Source organism: Burkholderia sp. KJ006, assembly GCF_000262695.1.
GTDB lineage: Bacteria > Pseudomonadota > Gammaproteobacteria > Burkholderiales > Burkholderiaceae > Burkholderia > Burkholderia vietnamiensis.
This window is the reverse complement of record NC_017921.1, coordinates 389,035-409,791: the sequence shown is the minus strand read 5'-3', so window position 1 is coordinate 409,791 and position 20,757 is coordinate 389,035. Positions and strand designations below refer to the sequence as shown.

The window sequence follows — 20,757 nt, the reverse complement described above, 5'->3', positions numbered from 1 at the left end:
ACCCTAGCGCACTTTGTCAGGAGTCTCAAATGAGCTTCATTCTCGCCCTGCTGCAAAAGATCGACGACCTGTTCGTCTCCCCGCACCTCCCGCTCGACACCGATTATTCGTACGCCGCGCGTCACGCCGAAGTCGAGCGTATGCGCCGTGCGAACCTCGCGCCGATCGTCCTGTACCGTCGCTGATTCGCTGATTCGCTGATTCGCTGATCCGGCGCGGCGCGGCGCTCGCCGCACCTGCCTGTCCGTTTTCCGCCGCCGCATCGCGCGCCGGTGCGACCGTCCCGCTACACTGGAAGTCCGACTTTCCTCGCGACCTCCGAGCCATGCTGCAGATGCGGCCGATGACGGCCGGCGAATTCCATGCATACCGCACGCGCGCCGTCGACGGCTACGCGCGCGACCTCGTGTCCTCCGGCCAGAACGCGATCGACGATGCGGCCAGCCGCGCCCGCGCCTGCTTCGATACGCTGCTGCCCGACGGCCTGCTCACCCCCGGCCAGACGCTCGTCCAACTGATCGACACCGAGACCGGTAATACGGTCGGCGATCTCTGGTACGCGATCGTCGCCGAAGGGCCGAACCGCACGCTGTTCATCTACGACCTCGACATCGTCCCGTCCCGGCGCCGTCAGCGCTGGGCGACGCGCGCGCTCGATGCGCTCGAGGCCGAGGCGCGCCGTCATGGCGTCACGGAGATCGGACTGTCGGTGTTCAATCACAACACGGCTGCACGTGCGCTTTATCGGGCGTGCGGCTTCGTACCGATCACGACCACATTGCTCAAGCCGGTCGTTCAGGACTAGCGGCGGGGATTCCCACGCCGACGGCTCGGCGTTCGCATTCCATTCCATTCCGGAAGGAAGAGTGATGCATCGGCCATGCGTTCGAGAAATCGTGGCCGCAACGAAAGACGCCCCGGAATGCCACGTCCCACGGACGGTTCAATACTGATATGCGAAAACGCCCGTTGCGCATCTCGATCGGTATGGCGCTGCTGATTGCCATCCTGCTGACTTGTGCGTTCAACACAATCAGTCTCAATGCGGCGTACGGCGACGGTCCGCCGTACTACGCGCGCAGCACCAACATGGACAAGTGGACGAACCCGCTTCCGTTGCCGGGTATGGTCGACGGCGCGATGTTGGTCGTGATCGCCGCGTATCGTTCGTGGCTTCGTCGAAGCCGTTGAACCCTGCGCGGTGCGAAGCGGGCGGATGATGGCCCCCGTGTTCGCCCCGCGCCACATCACCGCGCCTTGCCTTTCCATCTCCTCAACAGCAACGCGTTGGTCACGACGCTGACGCTCGAAAACGCCATCGCCGCGCCCGCGATCACCGGATTCAGCCAACCGAGCGCCGCCAGCGGCACGCCGATCAGGTTGTACACGAACGCCCAGAACAGGTTCTGCTGGATCTTCCGGTAGGTGCGCTTCGAGATGTCGATCGCGTCGGCGACGAGCGTCGGATCGCCGCGCATCAGCGTGATCCCGGCCGTATGCATCGCGACGTCGGTGCCGGTCGCCATCGCGATGCCGACGTCGGCCGCGGCGAGCGCCGGCGCGTCGTTGATCCCGTCGCCGACCATCGCCACCACGCCGCCATGCGTGCGCTTCAGCTCGGCGACCACGCGCGCCTTGTCGTCGGGCAGCACCTGCGCATGCACTTCATCGATCCCGAGCGCCGCCGCGACGGCCGCCGCGCTGCCGCGGTTGTCGCCCGTCACCAGCACGCTCGCGACGCCGCGCGCCGACAGCGCCGCGATCGCGTCGCGCGCGCCCGGCTTCACCGTGTCGCCGAAGGCGATCAGCGCGAGCAGCGCGCGCGGCGCGTCGGCGCGCATCAGCCACGAAATCGTGTTGCCCGCGCGTTCGAGCTCGGCCGCGCGCGCCCCGAGTTCGGGCGGAACCGCGATGCCCAGCTCGTCGCGCCAGCGGCTGCTGCCGAGCGCGACCAGCCAGCCGTCCACACGCGCTTCGACACCGCGTCCGGCGACCGCCCGCGCGTCGGTTGCCACCGCGGCATCGGCCGCCACGGCTGCGCCGCCGCGCGCGGCGACGTCCGCGTCGTACGCGGCGACCACCGCGCGAGCGAGCGGATGATCGCTGTGGCGCTGCACGGCTGCTGCCACAGCAAGCGCTTGCTCACGCGGGATGTCGACGGCGTCGAAGGCCGTCACGGACGGCTTGCCTTCGGTCAACGTGCCGGTCTTGTCGAACGCGATGACGGTCGCGCGCTGGGCGAGCTCGAGCGCCTGCGCGTCCTTGATCAGCACGCCGCGGCGCGCCGCGACGCCGGTGCCGGCCATGATCGCGGCGGGCGTCGCGAGACCGAGCGCGCACGGGCATGCGATGACGAGCACCGCGACGGCGTTCAGGATCGCCGTCTCGGCGCCGGCGCCGGCGATCAGCCAGCCGATCAGCGTCAGCACGGCGATGCCGAGAATCGACGGCACGAACACTTCGCTGACGCGGTCGACGAGCCGCTGGATCGGCGCCTTCTCGGCCTGCGCGGATTCGACGAGGCGGATGATGCGCGCGAGCGTCGTCTCCGCGCCGATCGCGGTGGTGGCGACGACGAGCGCGCCTTCGCCGTTGATCGAGCCGGCCGTGACGGGATCGCCGTCGTCCTTCGGCACCGGCAGGCTTTCGCCGGTGATCAGCGATTCGTCGACGTGCGAGCGGCCCGACACGATGCGCCCGTCGACCGGCACGCGCTCGCCCGGACGGATCGCCACGGTCGTGCCGACGCGCACCTGCGCGAGCGGCACGTCGCGCTCTACGCCGTGCTCGACGATGCGCGCGCGATCGGGGCGCAGCGCGTTCAGCGCGCGGATCGCGTCGGTGGTCTGGCGCTTCGCACGGGCTTCGAGCCATTTGCCGAACCGCACCAGCGTGACGATCACGGCCGATGCCTCGAAATACAGGTGGCCCGGATGCGCGGGCTCGCGCAGCAGCATCCACAGGCTCAGGCCGAAGGCGGCCGACGTGCCGAGCGCGACGAGCAGGTCCATGTTGCCGGTGCGCGCCTTTACCGCGTGCCACGCGGCCCGATAGAAGCGCGCGCCGAAACCGAACTGGACGATCGACGCGAGCACCAGCTGCAGCCAGCCGGGCAGCATCGCGTCGATGCCGAGCGGCGCGACGAGCATCGGCACGATGAGCGGTGTGCTCAGCACGGCCGCGCCGATCACGAGATTGCGTTCGCGGATCGCGTCGCGGCGCTTGCGCGCGTCGGTGGCCTGCGCCGGGTCGGGTGCGGCGGGAGCGGCGGCCGCGGCCTGCGCCTCGGCGGCGAGCGACGCCTGATAACCGGCCGACGTGACCGCCGCGATCAGCGCGGCGGCGTCGAGCGTGCCGGCCGCCTGCACCGACGCGCGCTCGGTCGCGAGATTGACCGACGCGCGCGCGACGCCCGGCACCGCGGCCAGCGCCTTCTCGACGCGGCCCGCGCAGGACGCGCAGGTCATGCCGCCGATGTCCAGCTCGAAACTGGCCGGTCCGGCGCGGTCGGCCGTGGGTGTGGCGGCGACCGGCGTCGCGCCGTAGCCGGCCTGCCGGACCGCGTCGACGAGCCGCGACGCGGATACGTCCGGCGCGGTGTCGACGCTCGCACGTTCGGTGGCCAGATTGACGGATGCCCGTGCGACGCCCGGCACCTTGGCGAGCGCCTTCTCGACGCGGCCGGCGCACGATGCGCAGGTCATCCCGTCGATGTCGAGCTCGATGCTGGCCGGTGCCGGAGCCTGAGGAGCCGCAGCCGGCTGCGCGCTGGCGGTCGGCTCCCCCGCGACTGGTGTCGCGCCGTAGCCAGCCTGCCGAACAGCGTCCGCGAGCTGCGTCGCGCCGACGTCCGCGGTGGCGGCCACGCTTGCCCGTTCGGTCGCAAGGTTCACGGATGCCCGTGCGACGCCCGGCACCTTGGCGAGCGTCTTCTCGACGCGGCCGGCGCACGATGCGCAGGTCATTCCGTCGATATCGAGTTCGATCGTGTGCGTTGCCGTGGACGCGAGTGATTCAGTCATGTCGGATTCCCCAAAGGCACGGTTCGTGCCGCGAATGACATCAGTATCGACATTCCCATGATGGGAAGGTCAAGCGGCGATGTCGATCCGGAGCGAGATATCAAAATAATGGTTCGCGATCGACCCTCGGCCCCGCAATGACCCTAGCCTGCTATTCGGCATATTGGGGGATGCCCTTAGGCGCTATGATACCGGCCTGACATCAGCGCCCGCCGCGACGAGACGGCAACCGGGGCCGCTGAAGTGCCTTGCTTGCGCCGAGCATGCGTCGAACAAGGCGTTGACTGACAAAAAAGATATTCGGCCAGTGATCAATGATTGAAAATCGACGAGAAACCGTTTCTCTGCGACGCGCAGCCGCCGCGTCGCTCGCCATCGCGGCGCTGTTGGCGGGATGCGCGTCGCAACCCGATGCGATCCAGCGCAAAACCGGCTGGATGCGCGCCGAAGTCGCCGACTCCTATATATATGCGTATCCGCTCGTGCTGATGGACGTCGCGAAGGAAGCCGCGACCGGCGGGGACGGCGCGCAGCCGGGCCAGGCGCCGCTCAACACGCTGCGCCACGCGCAGGCGCTGCCGCCGGTCGGCGCGCTGAATCCGCCGCTGCCGGGCGTCGATACGCTCGACTCGACCGGCTGGCTCGACGTCGGCGCCGAGCCGGTGATCGTCACGCTGCCCGACACGCGCGGCCGCTACTGGGACGCGCGAGCACTCGACATGTGGACGAACGTGCTGTGGTCGTCGTCGAGCGTGGCCTTGCACGGTGCGCGCGGCGCCATGCGCTCGCAAACGATCGCCTTCGTCGCGAAAGACTGGCAGGGCACGCTGCCGAAGGGCGCGGTGCGCGTCGACGTGCCGTCGGCCAACGCATGGCTCGAAGTGCGGCTGCAGACGAGCGGCGGCCGCGACCTGACGAACGTGAGGAAATTGCAGCGGGCGATCCGCGTGGTGCCGCTGTCGGTGTATACGGGCGCCGCGCGCGGCGCGTCGGTGGCCGTCCATGCGGGCAGCGCGCCGTCGGAAGCCGCGAGCGGCGGCACGCCGGCCGAACAGGTCGCGGCGCTCGATCCGAAGGCGTTCTTCACGCGCTTCGCCCAGGCGCTGCAGGACAACCCGCCGCCCGCCGACGACGCGCACGCGCAGGAACTGCTCAGCGATATCGGCGTGTCGGCCGGCTACCCGGTGCAGTGGACGGGCGACCGCCTGAGCGCGGCGACGGCCGGCGTCGCCGAAGCGCGCGCTCGCCTCGCGACGCCGCCGTCGAACCTGCTGGGCGCGAACGGCTGGAGCTGGATCGGCGACACGGCCGGCAAGTACGGGCAGGACTACGCGCTGCGCGCGTACGCGGCCTACACGCAGTTCGGCACCGCGACGCGCGACGACGAAACGCTCGCGCTCGTGCGCGTCGACAGCGACGGCCAGCCGCTGAACGGCGCGAACCGCTACATGCTGCATTTCGCGCCGGGCGCGGTGCCGCCGGTGCGCGGCTTCTGGACGCTCACGCCGTATGCGACCAACGGCGCGCTGCCCGACGTCGGTGCGGCACGCCGCTCGCTCGGCGATCGCGAGCGGCTGCGCCGCAACCGCGACGGCTCGATCGACGTGGTCGTGTCGGCGACACCGGGCGGCGCGCGCGGGGCCAACTGGCTGCCGGCGCCGCGCACCGATTTCGCGCTCGCGCTGCGCCTGTACGCGCCGAAGCCGCAAGCGACCGACGGCTCCTGGTTGCCGCCCGCCGTCGTCCGCAAATGAACGGACACGCGCCGCCGCTGTCCGATGCGCGGGCGTGGCGGCCGCACCCCAACGACGCTCCGTCACCACCTCGGCCTATACTTTCGGGATAGCTTGCAAGGCCGCGCCGGAAAACCGGCGCGGCCTTGCTCGTGTTCCCGAGGCATTCAAGCATGGCAAGCGCAGACAAGAAAACCGTACCCTCGACCCTCCATGCCCTCGGCGGCATTGCACGCTTGCGTCGGACCCGGCGCATCGGCATCGGCGTGCTGATCTTCGTCATCGTGTTCGGGCTGCTGGGTTTCTTCGCCGCGCCGCCGCTGATCCGCCATCTCGCCGAACAGCAACTGAGCAAGCAACTCGACCGGCCGTCGACGATTCGGCGCATCGCGCTGAACCCGTACACGCTGAACCTCGAAGCCGATGGCGTGCATATCGGCGAGCGCGGCGGCCGCGGCGACTTCATCGACATTGGCAAGCTGGTGGTGCGGCCGTCGTGGACGTCGCTGCTGCGCGGTGCGCCGATCGTCAACGAACTGCGCGTCGACTCGCCGCGCTTTCACATCGTCCGCTACGACGCGCAGCGCCTGAACTTCACCGACCTGATCGAGAAGTTCTCGACGCCGTCGCAGCCGGCCAGCAAGCCGACGCTGTTCTCGGTGTCGAACATCCAGGTCAACGACGGCCGCATCGATTTCGACGACCGCCTGCTGAACGAGCGGCACGTGGTCGACAACTGGACGCTCGGCATCCCGTTCATCGCGACGCTGCCGTCGAAGACCGACATCTTCGTGCAGCCGAAGCTGCGCGCGCGGTTCGACGGCAGCCCGATCGCGATCGACGGCCGCACGAAGCCGTTCGCGCAGTCGCGCGAATCCGAAGTCACGCTGACGTTCGACCGGCTCGACGTGCCGAAGCTGATTTCGTATGCGCCGACGAAGCTGCCGGTCGTCGTCACGAGCGGCCTGCTGAGCAGCAATCTGACGCTGAAGTTCGTGATGAGCGGCGACACGCCGTCGCTGCGCGTCGCGGGCACCGTCGATCTGAACGACGCGAAGGTGACCGGCCTCGCGTCCGAGCCGCTGTTCGCCGCGCGCGGCGTGCACGTTGCGGCCGCGGGCCTCGAGCCGCTGCGCAACGTGCTGCATTTCGACGAGATCCGCATCGACCAGCCGGTCGTCGATCTGTCGCGCGACCGGCAGGGCGTGCTGAACGTCGAGAAGCTCGGCGGCCAGCCGGCCGCCGTGGCGAAGCCGGCAGCGGACAAGCCCGCAGCAGGAAAGACGGCAGCAGAAAAGCCCGCAGCCTCGGGCGCGGCCGCATCGGGTGCCGCGAGCGTCGCCACGGCGAGCGTGGCCGCCGCGAACGTCACCGCCGCCAGCACGCCGACCGCCCCCAACGCCGACACCACCGCGAAGCAAGCGCCGCCGCTCGACCTGACGATTCGCCATTTCGCGATCGACGGCGGCACGCTCAACTTCGACGACCGCGCGCCAGCGACCCCGGCCGCGATCTCGCTGACGAAGCTCGCCGCGACGCTCGACGGCTTCACGCTGCAGGGCAAGACGCCGGCGAAATACACGCTGTCGACGTCGCTGTCGCGCGGCGGCGACCTGAAGGCCGAAGGCGCGGTGAGCGTCGCGGCGAAGCAGGCCGACACGAAGCTGAGCGTCGCTGCGCTCGCGCTGCCGGCGCTGCAGCCGTACCTCGCCGATGCGACCCGCGCGCGCGTGCTCGACGGCACGCTGGGCGCGAACCTCAACGCGAAGGCCGACTGGGGCAAGACGCCGCTCGACGCGCAGGTCGTCGACAGCACGGTCAGCCTGACAGCGCTGAAGCTCGCGACGCCCGACGCGAAGGCGCCCGCGATCGCGCTCGGCGACGCCAGCGCGAAGATCGCGAAGATCGACGTCGGCGCGCGCACGGCCGACATCACGAGCGTCGACACGACGGGTCTCGCGCTCGACGTGCAGCGTCTGAAGGACGGCAGCATCGACCTCGCGGCGCTCGGCGAGCCGGCCCGGCCGGCGGCGCCTGTGCCGGCGCGCACGGTCGCGCGCAAGGCTGCCGCGAGCGCGCCGGCGTGGCATTACCGGATCGACGCGCTGAACGTGAAGGACGCGTCCGCGAACTTCACGGACCTGACGACGCCGCGCCCGGTGAAGCTCGCGATCAAGCCGCTCGAGCTGTCGGTGCAGCAGATCAGCGACGACCTGACGAAGCCGCTGCCGGTGCGCCTGAAGGCGACGCTGAACCGCAAGGGCTCGCTCGCCGCGTCGGGCGACGTCACCGCGATGCCGCTGAAAGTCGGCCTGAAGATCGACGGCAACCGGCTCGACGCAGCCGCGTTCGAGCCGTACTTCGGCAGCGCGCTGAACGCGACCATCGCGAGCGCGCTGCTCAATGCGCAGGGCAACCTGACGTTCGCGCAAGTGAAGGGCGCGCCGCGCGCGACCTACCACGGCGACGCCGCGCTGGTCGACGTGCGGATGCTCGACAAGGCGACGTCCGACCCGTTCGCCGGCTGGCGCTCGCTCGCGCTGTCGAGCCTGAAAGTGAACTACGACGAGAAGGGCACCGACGTCGACGCCGCGCGTGTGACGTTCTCGAACTTCTATGGCCGCGTGCTGCTCGACGCGCAGGGGCGGCTGAACCTGAAGGACGTCGTCGCGAAGGAAACCGGCCCCGCGCAGTCGCTCACGCGCGACGCGAGCAAGAGCGAACCGGTGCCGCTGTCGCCCGGCGTGACGCCGCCGGCCGCCGCGCAGGCGGCGTCGGCCGCGGCCGCGCGGCAGGCATCGGCGCCGTCCGCCGCAGCGGCGACGGTGATCGTGAAGGCCGCGCCGCCGCCGCAGAATCCGGTGCGTATGCATTTCGGCGAGCTGGTGCTGCAAAACGGCCGCGTGACCTACACCGACAACTTCATCAAGCCGAACTACACGGCGAACCTCGTCGCGATCAAGGGCACGGTCGGCGCGTTCGGCACGGATTCGACGACGTCGGCTCCGGTCGACGTCGCCGCGAACCTGGCCGGCAACGGGCCGATCTCGATCAGGGGCTCGGTGAACCCGCTGATCGACAAGCCGGCGCTGGACCTCACCGCCACCGCGCACGGCGTCGAGTTGACGAACCTGACGCCGTATTCGGCGAAGTACGCCGGCTACCCGATCACGAAGGGCAAGCTCAACGTCGACCTGCATTACCAGCTCGCCAACGACCAGCTGCAGGCGAACAACCATATCTTCATCGACCAGCTGACGTTCGGCGATCACGTCGAGAACGACACGGCGACCAAGCTGCCGGTGAAGCTCGCGATCTCGCTGCTGAAGAACACGCGCGGCGAGATCGACGTGAACCTGCCGGTGTCGGGCTCGCTGTCGAATCCGGAGTTCAGCATCGGCGGGCTGATCTGGCGCGCGGTGCTGAACCTGATCGCGAAGGCGGTGACGTCGCCGTTCACGCTGCTGTCGCATGCGTTCGGCGGCAGCGGCGGCGAGGATCTCGGCTACGTCGAGTTCGCGCCGGGCTCGTACGCGCTCAGCGACGCGCAGCAGAAGAAGCTCGACACCGTCGCGAAGATGCTGACCGAGAAGCCGTCGATCCGGCTCGACCTGATCGGCCGCGTCGATCCGGCCGTCGACACGCCGGGGCTGCGCGACGTGTATGTCGACCGGCTGGTTCGTCAGCAGAAGCTCAAGGACGTGATCGGGCAGGGCGAGAGCGTCGACCCGATGACGGTGAAGGTCGCGCCGGCCGAGTACGACAAATACCTGACGCGCGCGTACAAGGCGGCCGATTTCAAGAAGCCGCGCAACCTGGTCGGCCTGCAGAAGACGTTGCCGGATGCGGACATGAAGAAGGCGCTTGCCGATCACGCGCCGGCCGACGACAACGCGCTGCGCGCGCTCGCGCAGCAGCGTGCGCAGGCGGTGCGCCAGTATCTCGACGGCAAGATCGATTCGAGCCGGATGTTCGTCGTCGCGCCGAAGCTCGATGCGAAGGGCATCGAGGACAAGGGCGCGACGACGCGCGTCGATTTCGGCCTGCAGTAACGCGGCAAGCAAGCGGCCGCGCGTCGTTCGACGCGGCCGCGCCGCGCACGATCGCGCGGCGCGGCCCGTGCGGCGTCAGCGCCCGTCGAGCGCCGGTTCGCGCTTGTCCAGTTCCTTCCTCGCGGCGAGCGGCAGGCGCGCATCGTCCCACTGCGTCAGCCATTCGACTTCCTTGGCCGTGAACACCTGGCCGTAATTGCGCAACGCGTACTGCAGCGCGTCGACGACGTGATGGCGAATGATTTCGGGGGTGCGTGCATCGTCCAGCACGAACCTGAGCGCTTCCAGGGTCGACATACTCGTGCTCCGGGTCAGGGAAAACCCTTTATTACACGCCAATAGTCGCGCGCCAAGTCCGACAAAAATCCGGCCGCGAGCACGCGCGGCGGCCGACGCGGCGCATCGCGACCGTCCGATGCCGCTTGCGATTGGTTACGTTTGACAGACAACAGAAAGCCCCGCTTCATCGGACCGCCGCACGAGCCGGCCATATTTTGCGCGCCTTCCGGCAAGTCATGCGGTTCAACGTCAATCGATGAGGTGGGGTGATGATTTCCAGATTCGCCAAGCAACGAAACGTCGCGGTGATGGTGGCGGGCGCGCTGGCGCTCGCGAGCGCCAGCGCCCAGGCGGCGCAGCAGGACGACGGCAGCCACGGCCGGCGCGTCGCGAAGCACGTGCTGCTGATCAGCGTCGACGGCCTGCACGAGCAGGATCTCGCGCGCTGCATCGGCGCGAACACGTGTCCGAACCTCGCGGTGCTCGCGCAAAGCGGCGTCACCTATACGAATGCGTACACGCCCGGCCTGTCGGACTCGTTCCCCGGCCTCGCCGCGCTCGTGACGGGCGGCTCGCCGAAGACGGCCGGCCTGTTCTACGACGTGTCCTACGACCGCAACCTGTACGCGCCGAGCGACACGACCTGCTCGGGCAAGCAGGGCTGGAACGTGGTGTTCGACGAGACGACCGGCATCGACGCGATGAACGGCGGCGCGCTCGTGCACCTCGACGGCGGCGGCGCGTTCAACCCGCAGGCGATTCCGCACGCGAAGGTCGGCGGCCGCTGCGTGCCGGTCTACCCGCACGATTACCTGAAGACCAACACGGTGTTCGAGGCCGTCAAGGCCGGCGTGCCGAACGCGTACACCGCGTGGGCCGACAAGCACGCGTGGGGCTACGACTGGCTGAACGGCCCGTCCGGCACGGGCGTCGACGATCTGATGCGCACCGAGATCAACTCGATCGACCCGGCCACCAACAGCCCGTACACCGACGTTTATTCGCACACCGCGCGCTTCGACAACCTGCACGTGCAGGCGCTGATCAACCAGATCGACGGCCGCGATTCGACCGGCGCCAGGACGGCGCCGGTGCCGACGCTGTTTGGCGCGAACTTCCAGACGCTCAGCGTCGCGCAGAAGGCGCCGGTCGCGAAGGGCGGCGGCTATCTCGATGCGAACTTCACGCCGAACGGCCAGGTCGCGAATGCGATCACCTACGTCGACGGCGCGATCGGCCACATCGTCGCCGAGCTGAAGCAGCGCAACCTGTACACGTCGACGGCCGTGATCGTCACCGCGAAGCACGGCCAGTCGCCGACCGATCGCACCAAGCTCGTGAAGAATGGCGACACGCTGACGAAGCTGCTCGAAGCGAACGATTACCTCGATCCGAACGGCAACTTCGGCCAGAACAACACGACGACGGGCAACCCGAACGACGGTTCGGGCCTCGCCGGCACGGGCTTCGTGCAGACCGACGACGTCGGCCTGATCTGGCTGCGCGACCGCGGCCAGCGCACGGCCGTGGTGCGCACGCTGCAGGCCAACCTCGGCTGCAACGCGCCGGGCATCTGCGCGGACGGCCCGCAGGCGTACATCCTGTACGGCGCGGCGCTGGCCGAGCGGTTCGGCGACCCGGCCAACGGCCGCACGCCGGACCTCATCGTGCAGCCGAATCCGGGCGTGATCTACACGTCGAGCACGAAGAAGGACGAGGAGCATGGCGGCAACGCGCCGGACGACAGCCATCTCGCGCTGCTGGTGTCGTATCCGGGCCTGAAGCGCGCGCGCAGCGTGAGCGATCTGGTCGGCACGAAGCAGGTCGCGCCGACGATCCTAGGGCTGCTCGGCGCCGATCCGAAGCTGCTGCACGCGGTCGTCGCCGAGAATACGCGCGTGCTGCCGGGGCTCGGTATCGATCGCTGACCTTGCGCGGGCCGGATGCCGCCGTCGCGCGGCGTCCGGCACCGGATACGCCGGCCCGCGTCCGGTCGCCCGGACGCCGATGGCGACCGCTCCGGCGCTCGCCGTCGCTCAACCCTGCGTCGCTTCGTCGAGCATCCACTCGCGGAAACGCCGCAGCGCGTCGCTGGTCGCGAGGCGTTCGGGCGCGTAGCAGAGATAGTGCCCCTGCGCGTCCAGGTCGACCGGGGCGTCGAACGGCTCGATCAGCGTGCCGGCCGCGAGATTGTCGAGAATCAGGAAGCGCGGCACCAGGGCGATCCCGAGCCCGGCCTGGACGGCCTGGATCAGCACCGAATACTGTTCGAAGCGGGCGCCGGCCAGCGCATTCATCCGCGTCGCGTGGTGGCGCTGCGCCCATTCGGACCATGCGCTCTCCGCCTGTTCGTGCACCAGGCGCGGCGCCGTCGCGACGTCGGCGGGGCCGCGCAGCGCATGCCGCTCCGCGAATTCGCGCGTGCAGACTGGCACGAAGGTCCGGCCGTCGAGATAGTCGCTTCGTACGCCTTCCCATGCGCCGTCGCCATAGCGGATCGCCGCATCGAGCCCGAACGGAAACGGGTCGCCCGGCGCGAGATGGCGGCGAAAGCCGAGCGTGACGCCCGGCGCGCCGGCGAGAAAGCGCGTGAGCCGCGGCAGCAGCCACTTGGTCGTAAACGTCGGGACGCTCGCGATCGTCAGCAGGTCGCGGTTCTCGCGGGCGCTCAGCAGCTCGATCGACGCATTGCCGATCTCGCGCAGCGGCGCGACGACGCGTGCGTGATACACCTCGCCCGCGCGGGTGAGCGTGAGGCCGCGTCCTTCGCGCACGAACAGCTTCACGCCGAACAGCGCCTCGAGGCTGGCGATCTGCCGGCTGACCGCGCTGGGCGTCAGGCCCAGCTCGCGTGCCGCGTACGAGAAGTTCAGGTATTTCGCCGACGCGACGAATGCGTGCAGTTCCGCGACGTTCGGATACAGGTGTTTCATCGGCTGCTGTTCCGTTCTCGCATGGATCGATGCCGTCTTTGTACGTTTTTTTCATGACGGTGCCATGTCGAATCCGCACACTGCGCGGGTTCCGACAACGCCCACGAGCCCGTTCCGACGGGCATTGCGCGCGGTCCTCCCCCATCGTCAGCGAGTGTGTCATGCATCCGTCATCCGTCCCGGCATTGGCCGACGGTGTTCCGATTCGTCGTAGCAAAGCGGCGCGCCCCCGCATCGGCCGGCTGTTGCTGCAGGCACTCGTCGCCGCGTTCGGCCTCTACCTGCTGTTGCCGATCGCGTTGCTGCTGGTCGGCTCGGTCGGCCAGTCGTGGACCAATACGCTGCTGCCCGCCGGCTTCACCGCGCACTGGTTCACCGATCTGGCCGCGAACCGGGGCTTCACGCGAGCGTTCGGCGTCAGCCTGATGGTCGCGCTGGCCTGCTGCGCGCTCAACGCGACGATCGGGCTGCCGCTCGCGTATGCGCTGCATCATCGCGCGCAGGCCGGCGGCGGCCTCGCGACGCGCATCGTGATGCTGATGCCGATCGCCGTGCCGGCGCTCACGCTCGGTTTCGGCTACATCGTGATCTTCAGCGGCGACACGCTGCCCTGGCTCGGCACGCTGCCGCTGATGATCGCCGCGCATGCGGTATTGACGCTGCCGTATCTGCTGCAGACGCTGCTGAGCGATTTGCGGCATCTCGGGCTTGCGCGTCTCGAGGCCTGCGCGGCGACGCTCGGCGCGACGCCGCTGCGCCAGTTCTTCACGATCGTGCTGCCGAACCTGCGGCACAGCCTGTTTTCCGGTCTGGTGATGGTGGCCGCGCTGTCGATCGGCGAATTCCAGATCTCGAACCTGATCGCCGGTTTTCGCTACCGGAACTATCCCATCGTGCTGCTGCAGGCGTTCTACGGCGCGACGGGGATGGCCTGCGCGGCGACCGTCGTGCTGCTCGTCCTCGCCGTGCTCGCGACGCTCGTGTCCACCAGCACCATGCAACGCCTGAAGTGAATCAGCCATGAGCCTCGAATTCGAACACGTCAGTTTCCAGTATCCCGGTGCGCGTCACGGCATCGACGGCGTCACGCTGTCCGCCGCCCAGGGCGAACTGCTCGCGGTGATGGGGCGCAGCGGCTCCGGCAAGTCGACGCTGCTGCGGCTCGCCGCCGGCCTGCTCGACGGCTGGCGCGGCCGCATTGCGATCGGCGGCGACGACGTCGCCGGCGTGCCCGTATGGCGGCGCGAAGTCGGGATGGTGTTTCAGCACTACGCGTTGTTTCCGAACCTGTCGGTCGTCGACAACGTCGCGTACGGGCTGCGGATGCGCGGCGTCGCGGCCGGTGCGCGGCGCCAGCGCGCGCTGGACATGCTCGAGCGGGTCGGCCTGGCCGTGCATGCGACGCGTGGCGTGGCGATGCTTTCGGGCGGGCAGCAGCAGCGCGTCGCGCTGGCGCGCGCGCTCGTGATCGAGCCGAAGCTGCTGTTGCTCGACGAGCCGCTCGCCGCGCTCGATGCCGGCATCCGCCACCAGCTGCGCGACGAGATCCGCATGCTGCAGCGCGCGTGCGGCGCGACGACGCTGTTCGTCACGCACGACCAGGACGAGGCGCTGAGCATGGCGGATCGCGTCGCGATCGTCGACGGCGGCCGCGTGCTGCAGGCCGGCACGCCGCGCGACCTGTACGAGCGTCCCGCGAGCGCGCAGGTCGCGCGCTTCGTCGGGCATTCGACGCTGCTGCCCGGCCGTGTGCTCGCGCACGGCGCCGTCGACGTGCGCTTCGCGACGCTGCACGCGGACACGGGCGCGCACCGGCCCGGCGCCGAAATCGCGGTGCTGGTGCGGCCCGAGCACGTGCAGGCGGATCCGCCGACGCACACGGTGAACCGGCTCGACGGCCGTCCCGGCCACGTGCGCTACCTCGGCGCGACGCAGCGCTACGACTTTCATCCGCACGGATCGTCCGACCCGTTGCTGTGCGAGGGGCGCGAGCCCGCCGCCCGCAGCATCGCGATCGATCCGCGCCATTTGCTCGTGTTGCCCGTGCTGCCGGCGTCGCCGGACGCGCCATGACCCCTTTCGTTCAACGGAGATTCACCATGTCTGCAGGTTCCCTTTTCGTGAAAGGCATGCGTGCGCGCGTGCTCGCACTGTGCGCGCTCGCGGCGCTTTCCTGCGCGGCTGCGCATGCGGCGCCGCTGTATCCGGGCGAGGACGCGCTGTATGCGAAGGCCGCCGACGAAGGGCTCGTCGTGTCGTTCGACACAGGCCCCGAATGGGCGAACTGGAAGGCGCTGTTCGCCGAATTCCGCAAGCGCTACCCGAAGGTCGAAATCACGTACAACGACATCGGCTCCGCCGCCACCGTCGTCGCGCTGGACAAGTCGCGCCGCCGTCCGCAGGCCGATACCGCGTACTACTTCGCGGCGTCGGCGCTCGACGCCGCGGCCAAGGACGTCGTCGCGCCGTTCCGGCCGATCAACTTCGACAAGCTGCCGGGCGTGTTCCGCGCGGCCGACGGCCGCTGGTTCGCCGTGCATTCGCTGAACATCGCGTTCCTCGTCAACCGGAAGCTCGTGAAGGACGTGCCGCAGCGCTGGTCCGACCTGCTGAAGCCCGAGTACCGCAACGCCGTGGTCTATCTCGACCCGCGTTCGACCGGGCAGGGCCAGGTCGCGGTGTTCGCGGCCGCGTATGCGAACGGCGGCAGCGTCGACAATCCGAAACCGGGCGCCGAATTCTTCGGCAAGCTCAAGCGCGCGGGCAACGTGCTGCGCGTCGAAGGCACGACGCCGTATGCGAAGTTCGTGAAGGGCGAGATCCCGATCCTGATCGGCTACGAGAACGACGGCCTGAAGGCGAAGTATGCGGACGGGATGGGCGACGCGGCCGACGTCGTGATTCCGCAGGACGGCAGCGTGTCGGCGCCGTATGCGATGAGTCTCGTGAAGAACGGGCCGAATCCGTCCGCCGCGCAGCTGTGGCTCAACCTCGTGATGAGCGACGTCGGCCAGGCGCTGTTCGCGCAGGGTTACGTGCGTCCGGCCGTGCCCGGCACGCCGGTGGCGCAGGACGTCGCGGCGAAGCTGCCGAATGCGCCGCAGGTTCGCCCGCTCGATGTCGCGAAGGCGGCCGCGCGCAAGGCCGAGGTCGACCAGCTGTGGTCGCAGGCCACGCTCGGCAACTAAGGGGCTCGCGATGCAGGCTTCGTTACCGGAACGCGGCGTGCTGCGCCGCTTCGGCGCGCTTCCCGCGGCCGCGTTGCTCGCGGTGTGCTTCGTGCTGCCGCTCGCCGCGCTGGTCGACGCCGCCTGTGCGGACGGCGGGCGGGCGTTCGCGGCGGTGCTGCGCGACCCGCTCGTCGCCGCTGCGATCGCCCGCTCGCTCGCGCTGGGCGTCGGCGCCGGGACGTTGTCGGTCGGCGTGGGCGTGCCGCTCGCCTTCGTGCTGGCGGGCCAGTCGCCGGCCCGCCGCCACTGGTCGCTGGCGCTGCTCGGCGTGCCGCTCGCGTTCTCCGGCCTCGTGATCGCGTACGGCTTCATCCTCGCGTTCGGCCGCGCGGGCTTCGTCACCATGCTGCTGGCGGCGCTGGGCGCCGATCCGAACGCGATCGGCGGCGCGATCTACACGATGCCGGGGCTCGCCTTCGCCTATGCGTATTACCTGATTCCGCGGGTCGCGCTGATGATCTATCCGGCCCTCGCGAATTTCGACCGGCGGCCGCTCGAAGCGGCGCTGACGCTCGGTGCGCGGCCGTGGCGGGCGTGGCTCGACGTCGCGTGGCGCGAGCTGTGGCCGTCGATCATGTCCGCCTGGTGCCTCGTGACCGCGATCGCGCTCGGCACGTACGGCACGGCGCTCGCGCTGGCCGGCACGCAGATCAACATCCTGCCGCTGCTGATGTATCTGAAGCTGTCGGACGGGCAAACCGATTTTTCGCAGGCGGCCGTGCTGTCGATCGTGCTGACCGCCATCTGCACCTGCGTTCTTGCACTGGGGGAAGGCCTTGTTCGGCAACGGCGGCATTGAATGGTCGGCGGCGGCGCGCGAGCAGCTCGCGCGGCTGGCGCAGCGGCAGAACGGCGTGCGCCGGCATCGGATGCCGGTGGGCGTGATCGGCCCGCGAGAAGCGACGGACGAGCAGATGCGCGTCGCGGAGCGGCTCGCCCATGCGTTGGCGACGGCGGGCGTCGCACTCGTAGGCGGCGGCAAGCAGGGCGTGATGGAAGCCGCCGCGCGCGGCGCGCATGCGGCCGGTGGCTGTGCGATCGGGCTGCTGCCCGAAGACGACGCGACGCTCGCGAATCCGTATCTGAGCGTCGCGCTGCCGACCGGGCTCGGCATCACGCGGAACGCGCTGGTGGCGCGCGCGTCGCTTTGCCTGATCGCGGTCGGCGGCGGTCTCGGCACGCTGTCCGAAATCGCGCTCGGCTTGCAGTGGGGCAAGCCGGTGTTCACGATTTGCGACGCGCCGCAGGTGGCGGGCGTCGAGTGCTTCGACGACGCCGACCGGCTCGTCGCGCGCGTGGCGCAGTGGCTGGCCGATTCGGCGTAGCGCCGCACGGCCGGGATGCAGCGGGCCAACGGTTCAGGCCATCCGCCGCAGGTTCTGCATGGCGGGATCGAAGCCCGGCATCGTGCGATGGGTGCGCACGGTCCGTACCGTTGCGGGGGGAGCGCGCATCCGCCGGTTGATCGACGGATGCGCGAGGCGTGTGGAGGCGATACAGGCCGCGCCGCTTACTTCACCGCAAACAGCGTCAGGTTCATGAACAGCTTGAACGCGTAGCCGAGCGTGACCGCGCCGAGCACGCCGCCCGCCCACAGCACGACGAACCACATCCAGCCGCGCATCCGGGGCCGCGGCGCGCCGGCCGGGCGCGCGCGGCAATCAGTGGTGGTAGTAATGCTGGTCTTCATGGCGCACCTTGCCTCGGAATACCCAGTAGCCCATCGTCGTGTACGCGATGATGATCGGCAGGATGATCGCTGCGCCGACCAGCGTGAAGGTCTGGCTCGAACGCGGCGCGGCGGCTTCCCAGATCGTCATCGTCGGCGGGATCGCATACGGGAACATCGTGACGAGCAGCCCGACGTAGCCGAGCAGCACCAGCGCCAGCGCCAGCACGAACGGCGTCATGTCGTGCCGGTCGCGCACCGCGCGACGCATCCACACCGCGCATCCGGCGACCAGGAACGGCACCGGCAGCAGGCGCCAGAACAGCCCCGTGTCGAACCAGCGCTGCGCGATCGCCGGGTCCTGCAGCGGCGTCCACAGGCTGACGACCGCGATGAAGCCGAGCAGCACGACCGTCAGCGGCCACACGACGCGATGCAGGCGGCGTTGCAGGTCGCCTTCCGTCTTCGCGACGAGCCAGCAGCAGCCGAGCAGCGCATACGTGACGACGAGGCCGAGGCCCGTCAGCAGGCTGAACGGCGTGAGCCAGTCGAACGCGTCGCCGGCGAATACGCCGTTCTTCACGTTGATGCCCTGCAGGAACGCGCCGAGCGCGATCCCCTGGAACAGCGTCGCACCGGCCGAGCCGCCGATGAACGCGAGGTCCCACAGATGCTTCGTGCGGCGCGCCTTCGCGCGGATCTCGAACGACACGCCGCGGAAGATCAGGCACACCAGCATGAAGATCAGCGGCAGGTAGAGCGCCGACAGCACCGTCGCATACACGACCGGGAACACCGCGAACAGCCCGGCGCCGCCGAGCACCAGCCACGTCTCGTTGCCGTCCCACACGGGCGCGACGGTGTTCATCATCAGGTCGCGCTCCTTCTCGTCCGGGAAGAACGGGAAGACGATGCCGATGCCGAGGTCGAAGCCGTCGAGCACGACGTACATGAAGAGCCCCAATGCGATGATCGCGGCCCAGATTACGGTGACGTCCATAGGTTTTCTCGTTTGCTCAGAAGAGGGCTCAGACGGTCTCGATCAGTTCGTCGACCGCCGACATCGGGCGGCGCGCGGTGTGATCGCGGCGCGAGCCGGGCGCGTCGTGGTTCGCGTCGTGCGTCGCGTCGGGCAGCGCGGGGCCGGCCTTCATCAGCTTCAGGATGTAGTACATGCCGGTGCCGAACACGAGGAAGTAGACGATCACGAAGGTCATCATCGACAGGCTGACCTGCTGCAGCGTCAGCGGCGACACGGCCTGCGCGGTGCGCATCACGCCGTACACGACCCAGGGCTGGCGGCCCGCTTCGGTCGTCACCCAGCCGGCGAGCAGCGACACGAAGCCGGTCGGGCCCATCGCCAGCGCGAAGCGGTGGAACCACTTCGATTCGTACAGGCTGCCGCGGCGGCGCAGCAGCCACGCGAGCACGGCGAGGCCGATCATCGCGAAGCCGATGCCGACCATGATCCGGAAGCTCCAGAACACGATCGTCGAATTCGGGCGGTCTTGCGGCGGGAAGTCCTTCAACCCGCGGATTTCGCCGTCCCAGCTATGCGTGAGGATCAGGCTGCCGAGATGCGGAACCTTCACCGCGTAGCGCGTCGTTTCGGCCTTCATGTCCGGAATGCCGAACAGGTTGAGCGCCGTGCCGCCCTTTTCGGTGTCCCACAGCCCTTCGATCGCGGCGATCTTCGCGGGCTGGTGCTTCAGCGTGTTGATCCCGTGCTGGTCGCCGATCACGGCTTGCAGCGGCGCGAGCACGAGCAGCAGCCACAGCGCCATCGAGAACATCTTCTTCACGCCGCGGTCGCGACGGCCCTTCAGCAGATGCCATGCGCCCGTCGCGGCCACGACCAGCGCCGCGACGATGAACGCGGCGATCGCCATGTGCAGCAGGCGGTACGGGAACGACGGGTTGAAGATGATCGCGAGCCAGTCGGTCGGCACGATGCGGCCGTCGACGATCTCGAAGCCCTGCGGCGTCTGCATCCAGCTGTTCGACGCGAGGATCCAGAAGGTGGAGATCAGCGTGCCGATCGCGACCATCAGCGTCGCGCCGAAGTGCGCGCGCGGGCTGACGCGATTCCAGCCGAACAGCATGATGCCGAGGAAGCCCGCTTCGAGGAAGAACGCGGTCATGACCTCGTACATCAGCAGCGGGCCGGTGACGGAGCCGGCGAAGCTCGAGAAGCCCGACCAGTTCGTGCCGAACTGGTAGCTCATCACGACGCCGGAGACGACGCCCATCCCGAACGCGACCGCGAAGATCTTCGACCAGAACAGACACAGGGTTTTGTAGTAAGACTTGCCCGTCTTCAGCCAGCGATATTCGAGCACGGCGATGAAGCTGGCGAGGCCGATGCTCAGCGCCGGGAACACGATGTGGAAGGAGACGGTGAACGCGAATTGCAGGCGGGCCAGATCGAAGGCCGAAAATGCGGTGTTCATACCAGTTGACCGAGGCTGACGATACCCGCCGGCGGGTGCCGGCGGCCCCCGAACCGTCGAGGGCGGCGGGGTTGGCTGGAGTATCTGCCCCGATGCTGCGCCGCGAAATGTGCCAACTCGTCGCAGATGTCCAGCGCGTCGCGCCCGTTTTCGAGATAAATCGTTGATTCGTATCAACAACGCGATGCGCGGCGCATGCGACGGCTGCGCGGCGGTCGGTCGCACGTGCGGCAATATGGCGCGACGCATCATGCGGATCGCCTGTCGTGCGTCAACACGCCGCTGCGTGCGCGGCTGCGGCGTGCGTCGCATGAATTGCGTACACTCTGAGTCTCGTTTCGGCAGGGCCGGGCGTCTCGGTTCCGGTCCGCTTTCACACAGGGCACGAA

17 protein-coding genes are annotated in these 20,757 nt (G+C 69.1%); 11 read left to right on the top strand and 6 right to left on the bottom strand.

Annotated elements, in window-relative coordinates; translation table 11 throughout:
- Positions 1-29: 29 nt before the first annotated feature.
- From MYA_RS31950 to MYA_RS15950, 3 genes are all read left to right on the top strand, one after another.
- Complete coding sequence (locus MYA_RS31950; protein WP_011881014.1) at positions 30-185, top strand: hypothetical protein; 156 nt, start codon at positions 30-32, stop codon at positions 183-185.
- Positions 186-325: 140 nt separating this feature from the next.
- Entirely contained in the window at positions 326-805 is a 480-nt protein-coding gene (locus MYA_RS15955; RefSeq protein ID WP_014724155.1) for a GNAT family N-acetyltransferase, read from the top strand.
- 149 nt (positions 806-954) lie between these two features.
- Positions 955-1,191: a hypothetical protein gene (locus tag MYA_RS15950; protein WP_041494012.1), complete on the top strand. Its 237-nt coding sequence runs from the start codon at positions 955-957 to the stop codon at positions 1,189-1,191.
- 56 nt (positions 1,192-1,247) lie between these two features.
- Here the strand turns inward: MYA_RS15950 and MYA_RS15945 are convergent, their stop codons facing one another.
- A complete protein-coding gene (locus MYA_RS15945) occupies positions 1,248-4,022 on the bottom strand; it encodes a heavy metal translocating P-type ATPase (protein ID WP_014724153.1) in 2,775 nt (924 codons plus the stop codon).
- A 314-nt stretch (positions 4,023-4,336) separates the two neighbouring features.
- On the opposite strand from MYA_RS15945, the gene MYA_RS15940 reads away from it, so the two are divergent.
- Both MYA_RS15940 and MYA_RS15935 read left to right on the top strand, forming a co-directional pair.
- On the top strand, positions 4,337-5,776 hold the full coding sequence (locus MYA_RS15940; RefSeq protein WP_014724152.1) for a DUF1254 domain-containing protein: 1,440 nt from the start codon (positions 4,337-4,339) through the stop codon (positions 5,774-5,776).
- A 152-nt stretch (positions 5,777-5,928) separates the two neighbouring features.
- A complete protein-coding gene (locus MYA_RS15935) occupies positions 5,929-9,807 on the top strand; it encodes a DUF748 domain-containing protein (protein ID WP_041494011.1) in 3,879 nt (1,292 codons plus the stop codon).
- A gap of 75 nt (positions 9,808-9,882) precedes the next feature.
- On the opposite strand, the gene MYA_RS15930 is transcribed toward MYA_RS15935, so the two are convergent.
- The gene (locus tag MYA_RS15930; protein ID WP_011881008.1) at positions 9,883-10,104 is read right to left on the bottom strand and encodes a hypothetical protein; all 222 of its coding nucleotides are present in this window, start codon (positions 10,102-10,104) and stop codon (positions 9,883-9,885) included.
- Between the two features lie 251 nt (positions 10,105-10,355).
- Between MYA_RS15930 and MYA_RS15925 the strand changes: the two genes are divergently transcribed.
- Entirely contained in the window at positions 10,356-12,014 is a 1,659-nt protein-coding gene (locus tag MYA_RS15925) for an alkaline phosphatase family protein (RefSeq protein WP_014724149.1), read from the top strand.
- Positions 12,015-12,122: 108 nt separating this feature from the next.
- On the opposite strand, the gene MYA_RS15920 is transcribed toward MYA_RS15925, so the two are convergent.
- Positions 12,123-13,019: a LysR substrate-binding domain-containing protein gene (locus tag MYA_RS15920; RefSeq protein ID WP_014724148.1), complete on the bottom strand. Its 897-nt coding sequence runs from the start codon at positions 13,017-13,019 to the stop codon at positions 12,123-12,125.
- A 161-nt stretch (positions 13,020-13,180) separates the two neighbouring features.
- Here MYA_RS15920 and MYA_RS15915 point away from each other — a divergent pair, with 161 nt between their 5' ends.
- The 5 genes from MYA_RS15915 (at position 13,181) to MYA_RS15895 (ending at position 17,574) form a co-directional block, all read left to right on the top strand.
- Positions 13,181-14,032 (top strand): ABC transporter permease, encoded by an 852-nt coding sequence (locus MYA_RS15915; protein WP_014724147.1) that lies wholly within the window; start codon positions 13,181-13,183, stop codon positions 14,030-14,032.
- A 7-nt stretch (positions 14,033-14,039) separates the two neighbouring features.
- Positions 14,040-15,092, top strand: a complete 1,053-nt coding sequence (locus MYA_RS15910; protein ID WP_014724146.1) for an ABC transporter ATP-binding protein — start codon at positions 14,040-14,042, stop codon at positions 15,090-15,092.
- A 26-nt stretch (positions 15,093-15,118) separates the two neighbouring features.
- Positions 15,119-16,207 (top strand): extracellular solute-binding protein, encoded by a 1,089-nt coding sequence (locus MYA_RS15905; RefSeq protein ID WP_014724145.1) that lies wholly within the window; start codon positions 15,119-15,121, stop codon positions 16,205-16,207.
- 10 nt (positions 16,208-16,217) lie between these two features.
- Positions 16,218-17,048 (top strand): ABC transporter permease, encoded by an 831-nt coding sequence (locus MYA_RS15900; protein ID WP_034193389.1) that lies wholly within the window; start codon positions 16,218-16,220, stop codon positions 17,046-17,048.
- Between the two features lie 70 nt (positions 17,049-17,118).
- A complete protein-coding gene (locus tag MYA_RS15895) occupies positions 17,119-17,574 on the top strand; it encodes a TIGR00725 family protein (protein ID WP_085954517.1) in 456 nt (151 codons plus the stop codon).
- Between the two features lie 185 nt (positions 17,575-17,759).
- On the opposite strand, the gene MYA_RS15890 is transcribed toward MYA_RS15895, so the two are convergent.
- Genes MYA_RS15890 through MYA_RS15880 form a run of 3 tightly spaced genes read right to left on the bottom strand, consistent with a single transcriptional unit; the run spans position 17,760 to position 20,368 of the window.
- Positions 17,760-17,939: a hypothetical protein gene (locus MYA_RS15890; protein WP_011881000.1), complete on the bottom strand. Its 180-nt coding sequence runs from the start codon at positions 17,937-17,939 to the stop codon at positions 17,760-17,762.
- Positions 17,911-18,918, bottom strand: coding sequence for a cytochrome d ubiquinol oxidase subunit II (cydB, locus tag MYA_RS15885; RefSeq protein WP_011880999.1), 1,008 nt, complete (start codon positions 18,916-18,918; stop codon positions 17,911-17,913). The genes MYA_RS15890 and cydB overlap by 29 nt, the downstream gene beginning before the upstream one ends.
- A gap of 28 nt (positions 18,919-18,946) precedes the next feature.
- Positions 18,947-20,368: a cytochrome ubiquinol oxidase subunit I gene (locus MYA_RS15880; protein WP_011880998.1), complete on the bottom strand. Its 1,422-nt coding sequence runs from the start codon at positions 20,366-20,368 to the stop codon at positions 18,947-18,949.
- Between the last annotated feature and the right edge of the window lie 389 nt (positions 20,369-20,757).

Coding starts and splice junctions, on each gene's coding strand:
- MYA_RS15905 (WP_014724145.1), top strand. CDS start 15,119: ATGTCTGCAGGTTCCCTTTTCGTGAAAGGCATGCGTGCGCGCGTGCTC.
- MYA_RS15940 (WP_014724152.1), top strand. CDS start 4,337: ATGATTGAAAATCGACGAGAAACCGTTTCTCTGCGACGCGCAGCCGCC.
- MYA_RS15890 (WP_011881000.1), bottom strand. CDS start 17,939: ATGAAGACCAGCATTACTACCACCACTGATTGCCGCGCGCGCCCGGCC.
- MYA_RS15915 (WP_014724147.1), top strand. CDS start 13,181: ATGCATCCGTCATCCGTCCCGGCATTGGCCGACGGTGTTCCGATTCGT.
- MYA_RS15900 (WP_034193389.1), top strand. CDS start 16,218: ATGCAGGCTTCGTTACCGGAACGCGGCGTGCTGCGCCGCTTCGGCGCG.
- MYA_RS15925 (WP_014724149.1), top strand. CDS start 10,356: ATGATTTCCAGATTCGCCAAGCAACGAAACGTCGCGGTGATGGTGGCG.
- MYA_RS15880 (WP_011880998.1), bottom strand. CDS start 20,368: ATGAACACCGCATTTTCGGCCTTCGATCTGGCCCGCCTGCAATTCGCG.
- MYA_RS15935 (WP_041494011.1), top strand. CDS start 5,929: ATGGCAAGCGCAGACAAGAAAACCGTACCCTCGACCCTCCATGCCCTC.
- MYA_RS15895 (WP_085954517.1), top strand. CDS start 17,119: ATGCCGGTGGGCGTGATCGGCCCGCGAGAAGCGACGGACGAGCAGATG.
- MYA_RS15955 (WP_014724155.1), top strand. CDS start 326: ATGCTGCAGATGCGGCCGATGACGGCCGGCGAATTCCATGCATACCGC.
- cydB (WP_011880999.1), bottom strand. CDS start 18,918: ATGGACGTCACCGTAATCTGGGCCGCGATCATCGCATTGGGGCTCTTC.
- MYA_RS31950 (WP_011881014.1), top strand. CDS start 30: ATGAGCTTCATTCTCGCCCTGCTGCAAAAGATCGACGACCTGTTCGTC.
- MYA_RS15945 (WP_014724153.1), bottom strand. CDS start 4,022: ATGACTGAATCACTCGCGTCCACGGCAACGCACACGATCGAACTCGAT.
- MYA_RS15920 (WP_014724148.1), bottom strand. CDS start 13,019: ATGAAACACCTGTATCCGAACGTCGCGGAACTGCACGCATTCGTCGCG.
- MYA_RS15910 (WP_014724146.1), top strand. CDS start 14,040: ATGAGCCTCGAATTCGAACACGTCAGTTTCCAGTATCCCGGTGCGCGT.
- MYA_RS15930 (WP_011881008.1), bottom strand. CDS start 10,104: ATGTCGACCCTGGAAGCGCTCAGGTTCGTGCTGGACGATGCACGCACC.
- MYA_RS15950 (WP_041494012.1), top strand. CDS start 955: ATGCGAAAACGCCCGTTGCGCATCTCGATCGGTATGGCGCTGCTGATT.